The following is a 15,687-nucleotide window of genomic DNA, read 5'->3' on the forward strand; positions in this document are numbered from 1 at the left end:
GGCCCGGGCGCCCGCGACCGTCCCGCGGCGTCAGAGCGCGGCGGCGATCCGGTCGAGCCAGTACGGCGCGAGCGTCCGGCTCATCGTCGCGGACAGGTGGTGGCGGTCCCGGTAGGCCATGACGTGCCCGACGACCGGCCGGCAGGCCGACGGCGTGCACATGAGCGACGTCGTGTCGACGAGCACGCTCCCCGGCACCAGGTTGTGCGTCCTGCGCAGCGGGTCGGGCGTCGCGAGCGCGACGTCGCGCGGCGTGCGGCACGCGAGGGCGGCCCGCACCGTGCGGGCGCTCGTCGCGCACGTCAGGGACGACTCGCTCATCGTCGGGTTGTCCGAGATCGCGACGACGAGCGTGCCCGCCTCCTGCAGCCGGCGCCACGCCACGGCCATGGCGTCGGGCGTCGCGCCCGTCTCGCGGTAGCCCGTCACGACGACGACGTCGTACCGGCCCGCGACGAGCCGGCGCAGCAGATCCTTGCGGCGCTCGTGGCACACGTGGTCCTTCGGGCCGGGGTCCGCGAGCAGGCAGCCCATCGCGACGTACGTGTCGAGGCGCCAGTTCAGCCGCCCCGCCGCGTCCCGCAGGCCGGGCAGCGACATCGCGCCGTGCGAGTCCCCCGTGACGGCGACGCGCAGCGCGTCCTTCGAGCGGGAGCCGTACCTGCACGAGCGCACGCGCTCGTCGGCCCCGCCCACGTAGCAGGAGAACGCACCGCCCGTGTCCTTCTTCCACCCGGTGCGGCGCGGGTCGGGACGGATCGTGCCCGACAGGTCGGGGTTGCTGCACGGCTGGTCGCGCGGGTCCATCGCGGCCGCACCGAGGCACGGCACGCCCGCGAGGACGCGCGTGAGGTCCCCGTACGCGCCCTCGTCGAGCACCCGGCTCGCGACCCACGGCCGCCCGTACCAGGCGGGGGCGACGACCCGGTACTGGCGGTTGCCGAGCGCGTCCGGACGCGCGCGCAGCTCGAACCCGCCGCCGGCGCTCGTGCGCGAGCGGGCGACGGCGACCCACGAGCCCGCGGTCCAACGCTGCAGGACGACGGGCGCCTGGTCGGCGGCCGGCAGCACGCGACCGGAGAAGACGCGCAGCGTCCCCGGACCGCCCGAGCCGCGCACGGCGAAGCCGGTGACGCGCCGGGACGACGCGAACGCGGTGTCCGCGGTTCGCTCGTCGGCCCGCGCGTCGACGGCCGTCCCGGCCTGCGCCGCCGGCGTGGGCAGCCCGACCGCGAGCAGCGCGACGAGGGCCACCAGCACGCCGAGCAGGCGCGTGCGGCGGGAAGCGGTCATGGCGTCCTCCTGGGACGTGCGAGGTGCGAGGGGCGTGACGAGGGCGGCCTCATCCGACGATGCCGCGCTCACCCGCGGCCCGCTCGTCGAGCGCCGCCACCACCGGGCCCAGACGGTACGCGAGGATCGAGCGCCCGAACGTCGCCGACAGGTGGTGCAGGTCGCGGTACGCCATGACGTGCCCGACGACGGGCCGGCACTCGTCCGACGAGCACATGAGGTCGACCGTGTCGACCAGCAGCGTCCCGGGCGCCTGCGCGTGCGCCTCGAGGAGCGGGTCGGGCGGCTGCAGCGCCGCGGCGCGCGGCATGCCGCACGCGACCACCTGAGCAGCCGTGGCGGTCCGGGTCGTCGCGCACGCGAGCGTGGCCTCGTCGAGCTTGGGCCCGTCGCCGAGGACCGCGACCACCGCACCGGTGCCGAGCAGGCGCCGCAGCGCGAGCGCGATCGCGTCGGGCGCCGCCGCGGTCTGCCGGTAGCCGGTCAGGATCACGACGTCGTACCGGCCGCCGAGGAGGCGGCGCAGCAGGTCGCCCCGCCGGAAGTGGCACTCGTCCTCGACGGGGCCGGGGTCCGCGAGCAGGCAGCGCGCCGCCGCGTAGCTGTGCAGCTCCCAGTTGAGCCGCTCGGCGGTGTCACGCAGCCCCGGCAGGACCATCGCGGCGTGCGAGTCGCCGACGAGCGCGACGCGCAGCGCGTCGCCGCGCGTCGACCCGTAGTCGCACCGCTCGACGGGCACGTCGGTCTCGCCGTGGAAGCACTTGAACGCGCCGTGGGTGTCGTGGTGCCAGTCGTCGCCGCGCCGCGGGTCCGGGATGATCCGGCCCGCGAGCTCGGGGTTCTCGCAGCCCGGCTCGGCGAACGCGACCGCGCCCTGGCACGCCTCGTCGGGCGGCAGCGCCTCGCGCAGGTCGCCGTAGGCGCCCACGTCGAGCGCGTCGGTCGCGGCGCGCGGCTGCCCGAGAAACCGCGGCGCGACGACGCGGTACTGCGCGTTGCCGAAGCCGCTCGTCACGAGTCGCAGCGCGAACGCCCCGTCGGCCCGCGTGCGGGCCGCGTCGACGGTGCGCCAGCCCGCCGGGGCCCAGTGCTGCAGCTCGACGGGTGCGCCGGACGCGGCGGGCCGCACGAGGCCGGTGACGTCGCGTGCGCTCCCCGGCCCGCCCGTCCCGGTCACGGCGACGTCGGCCACGAACCGTCCGGTGCCGGTGGCGATCGACCGGAACGGCTCGGCGACGGCCCACGGGCCGGCCGTGGTCGGCGCACCGACGCCTCCCGGCACGCCTGCGACCTGCATGCCGGCTCCACCCGACAGCGTGACGACCGTCGTCGGCAGCGCCACCTCGCGTGCGCGGGCCGCGCGGGACGCGTCGGCCCGGTCGGTCGCAGCTCCTCGCGAGCCCGTCGCGCTGGGGACCACCAGCACGGTGGCCGCGAGCGCCACGGTGAGCGCCGTCGCGGCCACCCGGACGAACGACCGGGCGAACGACCGGACGGACGGCCGGACGGACGACGAGGCGGTCGACGGGACGGACGACGAGGCCCTGGGAGTCGTCACGCGGTGCGCGCGCACGGCGCGCGGCTCAGCGCGGCGTGAGGGGCGTGGCGGCGGACTCCAGCAGGACGGGGATGCCGTCGCGCACGGGGTACCGCAGCGGCCGCTGCGGGTCCGTGGAGTCCAGGCACGGCGCGCCCTCCGCGTCCGTCGCGTCCACGAGCGTCGCGCCCGTCACCGGGCAGCGCAGCAGGTCGCGTGCCCACGCCTCGAGCCCGCCGCTCGCGGCGGTCAGGTCGGCGCTCACGCCTCGCCGCCCGCGTAGGCCGGCTCGCCCTGACGCACGAGCGCGAGCACGTCGTCGCGGACCTTCTCCATGATGTCCGCGTCCGCCGCCTCGACGTTCAGCCGCAGGAGGGGCTCGGTGTTGGAGGCACGCAGGTTGAACCACCAGCGCGGGTGGGCGTCCCAGTGCGAGACGGTCAGGCCGTCGAGCTCGTCGACGGTGACGGGGCCGGCACCCTGCTGCGTCACGTACGCGTCGACGACGCGCGCCCGCGCGTCCGGCACGGACACGACGCGAGAGTTGATCTCGCCGGACGCGACGTACGGCTGGTAGGAGTCCGCGAGCGCGGACAGCGGGTGCGGCTGGCCACCGAGCGCCGCGAGCACGTGCAGCGCGGCGAGCATTCCCGTGTCGGCGAAGAAGAAGTCGCGGAAGTAGTAGTGCGCGCTGTGCTCGCCGCCGAACACGGCCTCGTGCTCGGCCATCTGGGCCTTGATGAACGAGTGGCCGACGCGCGTGCGCACGGTGCGCGCGCCCGCCGCCTGCAGCAGGTCGGGGACGACCTGCGACGTGATGAGGTTGTGGATCACGGTCGACTCGCGGCCCGCGGCCTTCTCGCGCTCGACCTCGCGCAGCCCGACGAGCGCGGTGATCGCGGACGGCGAGACCGGGTCGCCGTTCTCGTCGACGACGAAGCAGCGGTCGGCGTCGCCGTCGAACGCGAGCCCGATGTCCGCGCCGTGCTCGACGACCGCCTTCTGCAGGTCGACGAGGTTCGCGGGCTCGAGGGGGTTCGCCTCGTGGTTGGGGAACGTGCCGTCGAGCTCGAAGTACAGCGGCACGACGTCGAGCGGCAGCTCGGGCAGGCCGGCACCCGTGCCGAGCACCGCGGGCGCCGTGTACCCGCCCATGCCGTTGCCCGCGTCAACCACGACCTTCAGCGGCCGGATGCCGGACAGGTCGACGAGCGAGCGCAGGAACGCCGCGTAGTCGGCCAGCATCTCCCGCTCGGTCACCGTGCCGCGCTCGTCGTCGGCGACCTGCGGGACCTCGCCTCCCAGGTAGTCCCCCGCGAGGTCGCGCACCGCCGCGAGGCCCGTGTCCTGGCCCACCGGGCGCGCACCGGCACGGCACAGCTTGATGCCGTTGTACTGCGCGGGGTTGTGGCTCGCGGTGAACATCGCACCGGGCACGCCCAGGCTGCCCGACGCGAAGTACAGGCCGTCGGTCGAGCACAGCCCGATCGTCACGACGTCCACGCCGCGACCTGCGAGTCCGTCGGCGAAGCCCGCCACGAGCTCGGGGCCCGAGGGGCGCATGTCGTTGCCCACGACCACGGTCGGCCGGGCCCCCGCCGGCGTCTCGGGGATCACCACGACGTCGGCGAACGCCGCGCCGATGGCACGCGTGACGCGCGCGTCGAGCTCGTCGGGGACGACCCCCCGCACGTCGTACGCCTTGATGAACGCGGACAGGTCGACTCGTTCGGCACTCACCCGGGCATCGTATCCGGCAACGGTCGAACCGCCGGACGTCGGACGCGCCGCGGGCACGCCTCGGCGGGACTCACGCGCCGCCCGTCACCTCGTCGCGGGACAGCGGCGTTCCGTCACCCTCCAGGGCGAACCAGTTGGTCACCTCGCACGACGGGCACGACACGAACGTCGCCTGCCGCCCGTCGGGCAGCGCCATCCGGATGCGTGTGAGCCGTGTCTCACCGCACGACACGCACGCCTCCGTCCCGGGAGGGAGCACACCCTGGGGCTGGCTGATCGAGCCCAACGGCTCCGTCGGCGCGGCCGCGCGCGCGCGTGCGGCGTCCCCCTTGCGGCGCGCCACCCCTAGACCGTCCCCTCGCCCGGGTCCGCCCCCGCCCCGCGCAGCACCCGCAGGTGTCCTCGGCGCGGCGCGTCCGCGAGCGCTGCGGGCTCGGGCGCGCTCGGCGCCGCGACCGGCTCGGGCGCGCGACCGGCCTCGCGCACCGCGTCCGCGAGCGCGAGGAGGTCGTCCCGGCTCGGTGCGAGCGGCTCGAACTCGGGGAGCAGGCGGACGACCTCCCACCCGCGCGGCGCGGTCAGACGCTCGGCGTGCGGCACGCACAGGTCGTAGGAGTGCGGCTCGGCGTGCTGGGCGAGCGGGCCGAGCACGGCGGTCGAGTCCGCGTACACGTAGGTCAGCGTCGCGACGGCCGGGCGGCCGCACGCGGTGCGCGAGCACTGCCGGACGGATCTCACGGGGCGAACCTACCCCCACGCGTGCGGGGCGTCGCGCGCCCACGCCGCTCGTCGGCGCGCGGCCACCCGCACGCGACGCGCCTGCATCCCGCCGGCATCCCGCCACCGCTCGCGCCCGACGCGCCACGAGACGCTCGCGCGCGCCAGCAGCGACTATCGTGCGGACGGTGAGCCCGTCCTTGCCCGACCGCGCCGGACGCCGCGCGCTCGGCCCGCGCGAGGCGGCCCCGGTCCAGCCCGTGCGCCGCCGCGACCGCCGTGGTCGCGGGCTGCGCGGACCCCTCATGCCGAGCACGATGCCCGCCTACCGCACGCGTGCCCAGCGGTTCGACGACCTCGTGCTCGACGCGGTCGAGCACCTCGAGCGGCGCTGGGCGCGCCAGCTCGAGGGCACCGAGTTCGCCGTCGAGGACGTCCCGCCGTCGAACCCCGCGCCGTGGGAGCACGGCGGCGTCCCGCTCGGCCGCTACTTCCCCGCCGACGCCGGGCTGCCCGCGCGCGTCGTCGTGTACCGCCGGCCCGTGGAGGGTCGCGCGCACGACCCGCTGGACCTCGCCGACCTGGTCCGCGACGTCGTCGTGGAGCAGGTCGCGCACATGCTGGGCCGCTCACCCGAGGACGTCGACCCGACGTACGGCGACGACCCGCGCTGACGCCTCAGCGCGTCCCGAGCCGCGGGTCCTCGCGGACCTCGGTCGCGCCCGCCACGAGGTCTCCCGGGACCGGGACGAGCACCGACAGCAGCGTCCCGTCGGGCCGGTCCGCCTGCGCGACGAGGGCGCCCGCGAGCCACGCGCCGTCGTCCGGCACGACCTGCACGCCCCGCACGCGCGTCCCCGCGGGCACGAGGTCCGTCAGGTCCCACGCGGCCGTGCGGCCGAGCTCGAGCTCGACCCGCTCGCGCGCGACCGGCTCGCCGTCCGCGCCGAGCACGCGTACCTGCGCGGTCGCCGTGCCGTCGCCGTCGAGCGCGCCCGACGTCGCCACGGCGCCGAGCACGAGCGTGCCGGTCGCACGGTCGGGCACGGCCACGACCTGCGTGTCCGTCGCCGCGGCGGCGTCCGCGGGGGCGACCGACGGGACCCAGGCGCGCTCACGCGTCGGGACGTCCGGGTCCTGCGCGGTCGGGTCCCCCGGCCGGGCGAGCATCGCGCTCGCGACGACGGCGCGGTCCGCCTCGACGACGAGCGTGTACGCACCCGCGGGCAGCCCGCCGAGCGGGACGTCGGTCACGACCCCGGGGTCGAGCCGCAGCTCGCCCGCGCCCGGCAGGTCCTCGACACCGTCGGGTCCCAGCAGCCGCACGCGCGCCGTCGTGGCCGCGGTGCCGGGCGCCAGCAGCCGCAGCACGCCCGCGTCCGGGTCGTCGACGTCGGTCGCGAGCAGCACCACGCCGGGCACGACCTGCCGGCGCGACGGCGCCGCGCTCGCGACGACGAGGTCCGTGCCGGTCGGCGTGAAGCCGTCGAGCGTCGAGTCCTGCACGTGCGCCGTGACGCGGCCGCCGCTCGCGGTCACGTGCACCGCGACCCTGCGCTCCTCGGGTGCGAGGCCGCCCAGCACGACGACGCGCTCGGCGCCCGGTGCGACGAGGTACTGCTCGGTGGCGAGGTCGACCGGACCCGTGGCGCCGTACACGTCGAGGTGCACGACCGCCGCCGTCGACCCCGCGTTCTGCAGGACGAGCAGCGCGGTCGCGCCCAGCTCGGTCGAGCCGCCGACGAGCCACGCGTCCGTCGTCGGCGCCTGGCACGACGCGGCGGCGAGCCCACGCAGGTCGCCCGCCGTCACGTAGGAGGACGTCGCGGCAGCGACGGTGGCGGGGTCGTCGGTCGGCTCGGCCTGCACGACGAGCGCGTCGGTGACCCAGCGCCGCGTCGTCGCGGTCGCGCCCGCGCCGAGGCGCTCGACGACCACGCCCCCCGCGAGGTCGGTCACCGTGCCGCCACCGCTCGACGTGACGGCCGCGACGAGCGAGGTGAGCGGTGCGACGGGCACCGGGTCGAACGCGTCGTCCGCGTCCCGCTCCTGCGGGAGGACGAGCGGCGCCGCGCACACGAGGCGCGTGGGCGAGAACGGCACGTCGACGAGCGCGCCCGGGACCGTGACCTCGTCGGTCGCCGGGGACGGCAGCCGCGCGCCGAGCACGGCGACGCCCGCGACCAGCGCCGCCACGGCGACCCCGGACACGACCCGCACCGCGGCGACCTTCACGGCGGGCGCGCCCGCCGCCGTCGTGCTCGCGCTCATCGGCCCGCCCTCCGTCGTCGTACCGGCATCGCCAGCAGCACCGTCAGGCCGAGGACGACCGCGTCGACGACGAGCCACGTCGTGCGCTGCGGCGCGTCGTGCCCGACCACGAGGTGCCCGCCCGACGGACCGAGCTCGAACGTCTGCCGCCAGCCGTTGTCGACCGAGCGCAGCGCGACCCCGTCGAGCGTCGCGTGCCAGTGCGGGTCGGCGCGCTCGGCGAGCACCAGCAGACGTCCCGGCGCACCCTTCCCGACGCGCGTGTCGACCGAGCGTCCGCGCGCGTCCACCGCGACGGCGTCCGTCGCGACGTCCCGCACGTCGCCGCCGGGCACGACACGCGCCCACGCGGTGACCACGTCGGGCGCCTCGCCGCCGCCCACCGGCGCCGCGGGCTGCACGCGCCACAGGATGCCCGACGCGTTCTGCGTGACGCGCTCGAGGCCGGCGGTCGAGTCGAGCTCGGCGACGAGCGCGTCCCGCTCGCGGTCGGCCGCCGCTTCGTCCTCCTCGGACAGGCCGTCGGGCAGGACGGGGACGAGCACGTCGCCGACCGCGAGCGCCCCGAGCGGGCCGGCGACGTCGCCGCTCGCGCCGGCGGCGAGCCGCGCGACGAGCGCGTCGACCTCCTGCGTCGCGGCGTCGGCGTCGGCGCCGTGGGGCGCGTCCGCGGGTCCCTCGACGGCGCGCGTCGCGACCGCGGCGGCGACGTCCACGAGCTGCGGACCGTCCGCACGCAGGAGCTGCCAGGTCACGGTGCCGTCGGCGTCACGCGCGAGCGCGAGCACGCGCGACGCGTTCGCCGACCCCTGTGCCTGCCGCCCGACGGCGGGCACGACCGTGCGCTCGGACGCGGTGACGGCCAGCGCGGCGCCGTCGCGTGCCTGCACACCCCACCCGGCGAGCCACGCCACGGGGACGGCGAGCGCGACGACCGCGACGACCCCGACCCCGGCCTGCCGCCAGCCGAACGCGTGGCGCGAGAGCCGGCGCAGCACGCCGTCGGCACCCAGCAACGCGGCCATGAGGAGGCCGAGCAGCGCGAGCGAGAGCGCAGGGCCGGTCCAGCCGTACGCGACCACCCCGTCCTGCACGCCCACGGGGAGCAGGGACACGAGCGTCGCGGCCGCGAGCGCGACCGCCGCGACGGCCCAGCCGAGCCGCACGCCGCGCGCGACCGCGCCGCGCAGGAGCGCGAGCGCCGCGAGACCGAGCACGACCGCGCCGAGCGCGAGCGGCCACGCGCGGGTGACCACCCCGTCCGGGACGCTCTCCGGGACGAGCGCACCCGCCGCGCCCGGCAGGCCGAGCAGGCGCTCGAACGCGCCCTCGGGCCGGGTCGCGACGCTCAGGCCGGGGTCGGCGACCAGCAGCCGCACGCCCGTCGCGCCGCGCGAGAACGCCTCGACGAGCAGCGGGCCCGCGACGACGAGCGCAGGGACGACGACGAGTGCGACCCGCCGCCGGTACCGCGGCGCGCACGCCGCCGCGACGAGGACCGCGAGCACCCCGGGCAGCAGCAGCGCCGGCGCGCCCGCGACCACACCCGCGAACGCGAGGGCGGCGGCGGCCGCGGCGGTCACCGAGCCGGTCGGCCGGGCCGCGCCCACCCAGTCGGTCTCGGTGGCGGTGACGCCCGCCGCGCGGGCACGTTCGGCGCGTGCCGCGACGCGCTCGTCGCGCCGGGAGCGGCGCGTCTCGGCCGCGGCGGCGCGCGCGTCGGCGGCGGCCCGCTGCGAGTCGGTCGTCTCGTCGGCGCCGTCGTCGGCAGCACCGTCCTCGGCAGCACCGTCGTCAGCAGCACTGTCGTCGGCAGCACCGTCGTCAGCAGCACCGTCGTCAGCAGCACCGTCGTCAGCAGCGCCGTCGTCGGAAGGCGCTGAGGTACCCGGCTCGTCCGGAGCGTGCCGCTCGGGCGCGCGGCGCGGCTCGTCGTCGCGTCGGCGCGCGGTCGCGACGCCGGACAGGACGAGGTCCACGCGCTGCACCCCGACCGCGCGCGCGATCCCGAGCGCGACCCACGGCAGCAGGACGTGCGCGAGGACCGGCCCCAGGCGGCCGTCGCCGACCGCGAGCAGCAGCGCGGGCGCACCGGCCCACACGACCGCGGCCCACGCGCGGGACGTCACGGCGCGCGTCGCGGCACCCGCCGCGGCCCACGCCCCGAGGCCCGCGAGCACCACCGAGCCGAGCACGACGAGCGCGACGGCGACCGACGGGCGTCCGCCCGCGAGCGTCGTCGGGACGACGAGCGCGCCGAGCAGCGCGTCCACGGGGCCGGGTCCGCCGAGCCCGCCGGACACCCAGCTCGACGTCGCGGCGGCCCACAGGTCACCGAGCCCGTCCGCGAGCGGCAGCAGCCCGCCGCCGACGAGCCGGGCGCCGCGTCCGACCGCCGCGACGAGCGGGCCGAACGCGACCGCGGAGACCGCGACGAGCGCGACGAGAACGGTCGCGAGCCCGGCCCGGCGCCGCGACGCGAGCGCGGCGAGCTCGCGCAGCTCGAGCTCGGAGGGCGCCTGGACCACGCGCCTCGCCTCGCGGCGCGCGAGCCGACGGTCGCGCGCCTGGCGCCAGACGTCGCGCCACGTCGCCTGCAGCGGTCGCAGGGCGCGTCGAGGGAGCCGGCGGGTGCGACGGGCGCGGCGGCGCGCGGCGGCGACGGCACCGGGGCGGGCGAGCGCCTCGAGGGGTCCGCGCAGCTCGTCGACCGCGAGGCCCGGCTGCTTGGCGGCGACCTGCACGAGGCAGCGCACGACCGCGCTCACGAGCGCGAGCACCACGACGAACGGGACGAACGGCAGCGGGGCGGTGGACAGGCGCTGATGCGTCAGCGCGCGGCGGCGGGCCGCGAACGAGCGGCGCGGGTCGGCGCTGTCGTCCTCGCCGTCGCCGTCCGCGTCGAGGCCCGAGGGCCCCGCGCCCCGCAGCCCCAGGTAGGAGGCCTGCGCGTGCCGGACCACGGCGCTCGGCACGACGACGACCCGGTGCCCGGCGAGCCGGGCGCGCCGCGACAGGTCGAGCCCGTCGCCGAACGGGCCCAGCGCGGGGTCGGGGCCGCCGAGCTCGTCCCACGCGTCGCGGCGCACGAGCGCTCCCGCGGTCCCGACACCCAGCACGTCGTCGCGCGCGTCGTGCTGGCCCTGGTCGAGCTCGCCCGGCTCGACGTCCGTCATGCGCCGCCCGGAGCGGTCCGTGCGCACGCCCAGCTCGAGCAGGCGGACGGGGTCGGTCCACGTGTGCTGCTTGGCGCCCGCGACCACCACGGACGGCGCACGGGCCACGGCGCGAGCGAGCTCGGCGAGCGCGGTCGGTGCGGGCGCGCTGTCGTCGTGCAGGAGCCACAGCCAGGTGGTGCGCGCGCCGTCGTCGGACGCGAGCGCGTCGCGCACCGCCTGGCCGAAGGTGCGCGCGTGCGGTGCCTGCAGCACCCGCACCTCGGGCAGCGGCCCGGTGTGCGCGGACGCGGCCACGGCGAACGCACGCTCCACCGTGAGCGGCAACGGGCCCTCGGGGTCGTCGGTGCGCGGGGCGACGTCGACGACGAGCACGCGCGACGGACGGCGGGACTGGCCCGCGAGCGCGTCGAGCGTGGTCGCGAGGTACGGGGTCCGCCCGCGGGTGACGAGGACCGCGGTGACCGACGTCGTCGTCGGGACGGGTGCGGTCGCCGGACCCCCGAGGTCGACGACGGGCGCGCCCAGGCCGGTCGTCGGGTCAGGCGTCGTCGCGGGGTTCGCCGCGGGGTCGTGCGGCGGGCGGGTGGAGTTCATGCTCGGGCCATGATGCACGCCGGGGCCGTGGGCGCCGGGACCGACTCGCCACGCTCCCCCGACCGGCGGCGGACGGCGCCTCGGACGTCAGACGACGCGGCGCTTGAGCTTGCGGCGCTCGCGCTCGGACAGCCCGCCCCAGATGCCGAAGCGCTCGTCGTTCGCCAGGGCGTACTCGAGGCACTCCGCGCGGACGTCGCAGCCCGAGCACACCTTCTTGGCCTCGCGCGTCGAACCGCCCTTCTCCGGGAAGAACGCCTCGGGGTCGGTCTGGGCGCACAGAGCGCGCTCCTGCCAGCCCATCGGGCCGTCGTCGTCCGGCGTGCCGAACAGCGACAGGACGTTCGACGCCGCGACGGGCGCCTGGCGGTGCGCGTCGGAGGGGAACTCGGACGTGGCCCCGTCATCGTCGAGCAGGTTCCACATGCGTGCCTCCGGTGGTGCTTGGATCTGATGATCGACTGGTCGAGGCTCGACCTGTGCGGCCCCTGCGACGCCCCGCCGTCGGCGGGCCGGAGACCAGGGTGCTGCGACAGTTGGTTCTCGGACAATCCGAATTACACGCGTGTCGTTCCGGGCCGTCAACCGGGGGCGTGGTAGTTGTCCCGGTTTGTCGGGTGAACTTTCACATCTTGGCCACGCGGTCGGCGCGCCGCGGCCCGCGAGGCCCCCCTCTAGGGTGAAGCCCATGCCCTCCGACACCCCCGCGGACGCCCCCGAGCGGGCCCCCGAGCAGCCCCCGGTCCCGCGCGACACGGCCGGTCTCCTGCAGCTCCTGACCGCCGACCCGGGCCGCCCACGTCTCACCTGGTACGGCGACGACGGCGAGCGGGTCGAGCTGTCGGGCGCGGTGCTCGCGAACTGGGTCGCCAAGACCACCAACCTGCTCGTCGAGGAGCTCGACGCGGGCCCCGGCACCCGGGTCGGCAGCGACCTGCCGCCGCACTGGCGCACCGTGCTGTGGGCGCTGGCGACGTGGCGCGCGGGCGCGACGCTCGTCGTCCCCGCCGCGGCGCCCGACGAGGTGCCCGGCGAGGTGCCCGACGACCTGCCCGACGAGGTGCCCGACGACGTCGACGTGCTCGTCACGACGAGCGCCCCCGCCGCCCCGACCCGCGCCGCGCTCGTCGTCGTGACGCTCGCCGCGCTCGCGCGCCGCGCGGACGGGCCGCTTCCCGCCGGGGCGGTCGACGCCGCGGCCGCGGTCATGACGTACGCGGACCAGCTCGGCTGGGTACCGCCGGGCGAGCCCGCGCGTGCGGCCCTCACGACGACGCCCGAGGACCCGACCTCCCCCGTGTCGCACGCGGACCTCGCGACCTGGTGGTCCGGCGAGGACGCGCCGCGCGCCCGCGTGCTGCTCGCGCCGCGCACCGGCGTCGCCGGCTGGCTGCGCGACGTCGCGCGCGTGCTCGCGGCGGACGGCTCGCTCGTCCTGCTCTCCCCCGCACGTGCCGCGCGGCTCGCGCAGGACGACGCCGAGCGCGAGCGCCTCGTGACGACCGAGCGGGTCACGCGCACCGCGCTGTGAACGCCCGTCGGACGTGGGACCTCCCGTCCCCGACAGGCCGCGACGCGTCGGTAGGCTGTGCGGGGTCCCGGCGCCAGCCGGGATCGTCCCCGCCCGCAGCCGACCGGAGAACTGCCTGGTGAACGTGCGCATCGTGGCGTCCGCTGACGTCGATCCCACCGCGACGATCGGCGACGGGACGTCCGTCTGGCACCTCGCGCAGGTCCGTGACGGCGCGACGCTCGGCGAGGGCTGCGTCGTCGGCCGCGGCGCCTACATCGGCTCCGGTGTGCGGGTCGGCGACCACTGCAAGATCCAGAACTACGCGCTCGTGTACGAGCCCGCGGTCCTCGAGGACGGCGTGTTCGTCGGGCCCGCGGCGGTGCTGACCAACGACGAGTTCCCGCGTGCGGTCAACCCCGACGGCTCGGCCAAGAGCGCGCACGACTGGACCGCGGTCGGCGTCACGCTGCGCGAGGGGGCGTCGGTCGGCGCGCGCGCGGTGTGCGTCGCACCCGTGACGGTCGGACGCTGGGCCACGGTCGCCGCGGGCGCGGTCGTGACGAAGGACGTGCCGGACCACGCGCTCGTCGCGGGCGTCCCGGCGCGCCGGCTCAAGTGGGTCGGTCGCGCGGGGGTGCCGCTCGAGGACGCCGGCGGCGGCGTGTTCCGCTGCCCCGTCACGGGCGAGGTCTACGACGAGCACGACGGCGTGCTGACGCGACGCGCGTCGGCGGACGAGGAGCAGGACGCATGAGCGGAACGACGCCCACCACGATCCCGGCGGCCAAGCCGCTGATCGGTGACGAGGAGCGCGCCGCGGTCGACCGCGTGCTGCGCTCCGGGATGATCGCGCAGGGACCCGAGGTCGCCGCGTTCGAGAAGGAGTTCGGCGACGCGCTCGTCGGCGGGCGCGCGTGCGTGGCCGTCAGCTCGGGCACCACGGGCCTGCACCTCGGTCTGCTCGCCGCGGGCATCGGCCCGGGCGACGAGGTGATCGTCCCGTCGTTCACGTTCGCTGCGACCGCCAACTCGGTCGCGCTCACGGGCGCGACGCCCGTGTTCGCTGACATCGACCCGCTGACCTACTGCCTCGACCCCGCGTCGGTCGAGGCCGCGATCACGGACCGCACCGCGGCGATCATGCCCGTGCACCTGTACGGCCACCCCGCGGACGTCACGGCGCTCGGCGCCCTCGCGCAGGCTCACGGGCTGCAGCTGTTCGAGGACGCCGCGCAGGCGCACGGCGCGACGTGGCAGGGCGAGCCCGTCGGATCGTTCGGCACGTTCGCGATGTTCTCCCTGTACCCGACCAAGAACATGACGTCCGGCGAGGGCGGCATGGTCTCGTGCGCGACCCCCGAGGTCGTCCGCCAGGTCCAGCTCCTGCGCAACCAGGGCATGGAGCGCCGGTACGAGAACGAGGTCGTCGGGTTCAACGCGCGCATGACCGACGTGCACGCCGCGATCGGCCGCGTGCAGCTCGGCAAGCTGCCCGCGTGGACCGCGCAGCGCCAGGCGAACGCCACGTTCCTGTCCGAGAACCTCGAGGGCATCGGCGTCCCGCACGTGGCCCCGGGCGCGACGCACGTGTGGCACCAGTACACGATCCGCGTGCCGCAGGACCGCGACGGGTTCGCCAAGGCGCTGCTCGCCGAGCACGGCGTCGGCTCGGGCGTCTACTACCCGATCCCGAACCACCAGCTCCCCTCGTTCGGCCTCGAGTTCGACCTTCCGGTGACGCGCGAGGCGTGCGAGCAGGTCCTGTCCCTGCCGGTGCACCCCGCCCTGAGCACCGACGACCTCGAGCGCGTCGTCGCGGGCGTCAACGCGGTCGCGAAGGCGGGTGCGTGATGGCGAACCTGCGCGCCGGGCTCATCGGCCTGGGGATGATGGGGCGCCACCACGCGCGCGTGCTGCGCTCGCTGGACGGCGTCGACCTGGTCGCGGTCGCGGACCCGAGCGGCGACCGGCACGGCGTCGCGGGCGGTCTGCCCGTGGGTCGCTCGGTCGAGGACCTCATCGCCGCGGGGGTGGACTACGTGACCGCGGCGGTCCCGACGACCCTGCACGAGCAGGTCGCGATCACGCTCGCCGAGGCGGGCGTGCACTGCCTCGTGGAGAAGCCGCTCGCCCCCGACACCGAGTCGGCGCAGCGCGTCGCGGACGCGTTCGCGTCGCGCGGGCTCGTCGGCGCGGTCGGGCACATCGAGCGCTACAACCCCTCCCTGCAGCACCTGCGTGAGCGGCTCGCCTCGGGCGAGCTCGGCGACGTGTACCAGGTGGTCACGCGCCGCCAGGGGCCGTTCCCGGCCCGCATCGCCGACGTGGGCGTGGTCAAGGACCTCGCGACGCACGACATCGACCTCACGGCGTGGGTCACGCAGTCGCGGTTCGTGTCCGTCGCGGCGCAGACCTCGCTCCAGAGCGGTCGCGAGCACGAGGACCTCGTCGCGGTCGTCGGCACGCTCGCCGACGGGACCGTCACGAGCCACCTCGTGAACTGGCTGTCGCCGTTCAAGGAGCGCGTCACGGTCGTGACCGGTGAGCGCGGTGCGTTCGTGGCCGACACGCTCACCGCCGACCTGACGTTCTACGCCAACGGCACGGTCCCGACGACGTGGGAGTCGATCGCCAAGTTCCGCGGCGTGAGCGAGGGCGACGTGGTCCGTTACGCCATCCCGAAGCCCGAGCCGCTGCGCACCGAGCACGAGGCGTTCCGCGACGCGGTGCTCGGCAAGGACGTGGACATCGTCACGATGCAGGACGGTCTGGCGACCGTACGCGTCGCGGAGGCCGTGCTGCGCTCGGCCGCGACGGGCACCACGCAGCTGCTCGACTGAGGC

14 protein-coding genes are annotated in these 15,687 nt (G+C 76.9%); 5 read left to right on the forward strand and 9 right to left on the reverse strand.

Annotated elements, in window-relative coordinates; all coding sequences use genetic code 11:
- Window positions 1–30: 30 nt before the first annotated feature.
- From F1D97_RS14630 to F1D97_RS14650, 6 genes are all read right to left on the reverse strand, one after another.
- A complete protein-coding gene (locus F1D97_RS14630) occupies window positions 31–1,293 on the reverse strand; it encodes an SGNH hydrolase domain-containing protein (protein ID WP_236121235.1) in 1,263 nt (420 codons plus the stop codon).
- 49 nt (window positions 1,294–1,342) lie between these two features.
- Window positions 1,343–2,758, reverse strand: a complete 1,416-nt coding sequence (locus tag F1D97_RS14635; RefSeq protein WP_236121236.1) for an SGNH hydrolase domain-containing protein — start codon at window positions 2,756–2,758, stop codon at window positions 1,343–1,345.
- Between the two features lie 118 nt (window positions 2,759–2,876).
- A complete protein-coding gene (locus F1D97_RS14640; RefSeq protein WP_236121237.1) occupies window positions 2,877–3,095 on the reverse strand; it encodes a Trm112 family protein in 219 nt (72 codons plus the stop codon).
- A complete protein-coding gene (locus F1D97_RS14645; RefSeq protein ID WP_236121238.1) occupies window positions 3,092–4,570 on the reverse strand; it encodes a phosphomannomutase/phosphoglucomutase in 1,479 nt (492 codons plus the stop codon). Before F1D97_RS14645 ends, F1D97_RS14640 begins: the two co-directional genes overlap by 4 nt.
- Window positions 4,571–4,640: 70 nt before the next feature.
- On the reverse strand, window positions 4,641–4,766 hold the full coding sequence (locus F1D97_RS17385) for a hypothetical protein (protein ID WP_255701577.1): 126 nt from the start codon (window positions 4,764–4,766) through the stop codon (window positions 4,641–4,643).
- Window positions 4,767–4,915: 149 nt separating this feature from the next.
- The gene (locus tag F1D97_RS14650; RefSeq protein WP_236121239.1) at window positions 4,916–5,308 is read right to left on the reverse strand and encodes a DUF3499 domain-containing protein; all 393 of its coding nucleotides are present in this window, start codon (window positions 5,306–5,308) and stop codon (window positions 4,916–4,918) included.
- 167 nt (window positions 5,309–5,475) lie between these two features.
- Between F1D97_RS14650 and F1D97_RS14655 the strand changes: the two genes are divergently transcribed.
- Entirely contained in the window at window positions 5,476–5,961 is a 486-nt protein-coding gene (locus tag F1D97_RS14655; protein ID WP_317618889.1) for a metallopeptidase family protein, read from the forward strand.
- A gap of 4 nt (window positions 5,962–5,965) precedes the next feature.
- Here the strand turns inward: F1D97_RS14655 and F1D97_RS14660 are convergent, their stop codons facing one another.
- The 3 genes from F1D97_RS14660 to F1D97_RS17505 all read right to left on the reverse strand — a co-directional run bounded on the left by F1D97_RS14660 (window position 5,966) and on the right by F1D97_RS17505 (window position 11,757).
- The gene (locus F1D97_RS14660) at window positions 5,966–7,558 is read right to left on the reverse strand and encodes a DUF5719 family protein (RefSeq protein WP_236121240.1); all 1,593 of its coding nucleotides are present in this window, start codon (window positions 7,556–7,558) and stop codon (window positions 5,966–5,968) included.
- Complete coding sequence (locus F1D97_RS14665; protein WP_236121241.1) at window positions 7,555–11,331, reverse strand: glycosyltransferase; 3,777 nt, start codon at window positions 11,329–11,331, stop codon at window positions 7,555–7,557. The genes F1D97_RS14660 and F1D97_RS14665 overlap by 4 nt, the downstream gene beginning before the upstream one ends.
- Window positions 11,332–11,418: 87 nt before the next feature.
- Complete coding sequence (locus F1D97_RS17505) at window positions 11,419–11,757, reverse strand: WhiB family transcriptional regulator (RefSeq protein ID WP_317618891.1); 339 nt, start codon at window positions 11,755–11,757, stop codon at window positions 11,419–11,421.
- 262 nt (window positions 11,758–12,019) lie between these two features.
- Here F1D97_RS17505 and F1D97_RS14675 point away from each other — a divergent pair, with 262 nt between their 5' ends.
- The 4 genes from F1D97_RS14675 to F1D97_RS14690 all read left to right on the forward strand — a co-directional run bounded on the left by F1D97_RS14675 (window position 12,020) and on the right by F1D97_RS14690 (window position 15,684).
- On the forward strand, window positions 12,020–12,862 hold the full coding sequence (locus tag F1D97_RS14675) for a TIGR03089 family protein (protein ID WP_236121242.1): 843 nt from the start codon (window positions 12,020–12,022) through the stop codon (window positions 12,860–12,862).
- A gap of 118 nt (window positions 12,863–12,980) precedes the next feature.
- Complete coding sequence (locus F1D97_RS14680; protein WP_236121243.1) at window positions 12,981–13,598, forward strand: acyltransferase; 618 nt, start codon at window positions 12,981–12,983, stop codon at window positions 13,596–13,598.
- Window positions 13,595–14,695, forward strand: coding sequence for a DegT/DnrJ/EryC1/StrS family aminotransferase (locus tag F1D97_RS14685; protein WP_236121244.1), 1,101 nt, complete (start codon window positions 13,595–13,597; stop codon window positions 14,693–14,695). The genes F1D97_RS14680 and F1D97_RS14685 overlap by 4 nt, the downstream gene beginning before the upstream one ends.
- Entirely contained in the window at window positions 14,695–15,684 is a 990-nt protein-coding gene (locus F1D97_RS14690) for a Gfo/Idh/MocA family protein (protein ID WP_236121245.1), read from the forward strand. Before F1D97_RS14685 ends, F1D97_RS14690 begins: the two co-directional genes overlap by 1 nt.
- Window positions 15,685–15,687: the final 3 nt, after the last annotated feature.

It is taken from the genome of Cellulomonas palmilytica, from assembly GCF_021590045.1.
In the GTDB taxonomy this organism is placed as follows: domain Bacteria; phylum Actinomycetota; class Actinomycetes; order Actinomycetales; family Cellulomonadaceae; genus Cellulomonas; species Cellulomonas palmilytica.

What these genes read in the sequence shown, in the direction of transcription:
- F1D97_RS17385 (WP_255701577.1), bottom strand. Translation starts at nt 4,766, where the DNA reads ATGGCGCTGCCCGACGGGCGGCAGGCGACGTTCGTGTCGTGCCCGTCG.
- F1D97_RS14675 (WP_236121242.1), top strand. Translation starts at nt 12,020, where the DNA reads ATGCCCTCCGACACCCCCGCGGACGCCCCCGAGCGGGCCCCCGAGCAG.
- F1D97_RS17505 (WP_317618891.1), bottom strand. Translation starts at nt 11,757, where the DNA reads ATGTGGAACCTGCTCGACGATGACGGGGCCACGTCCGAGTTCCCCTCC.
- F1D97_RS14685 (WP_236121244.1), top strand. Translation starts at nt 13,595, where the DNA reads ATGAGCGGAACGACGCCCACCACGATCCCGGCGGCCAAGCCGCTGATC.
- F1D97_RS14690 (WP_236121245.1), top strand. Translation starts at nt 14,695, where the DNA reads ATGGCGAACCTGCGCGCCGGGCTCATCGGCCTGGGGATGATGGGGCGC.
- F1D97_RS14660 (WP_236121240.1), bottom strand. Translation starts at nt 7,558, where the DNA reads ATGAGCGCGAGCACGACGGCGGCGGGCGCGCCCGCCGTGAAGGTCGCC.
- F1D97_RS14665 (WP_236121241.1), bottom strand. Translation starts at nt 11,331, where the DNA reads ATGAACTCCACCCGCCCGCCGCACGACCCCGCGGCGAACCCCGCGACG.
- F1D97_RS14630 (WP_236121235.1), bottom strand. Translation starts at nt 1,293, where the DNA reads ATGACCGCTTCCCGCCGCACGCGCCTGCTCGGCGTGCTGGTGGCCCTC.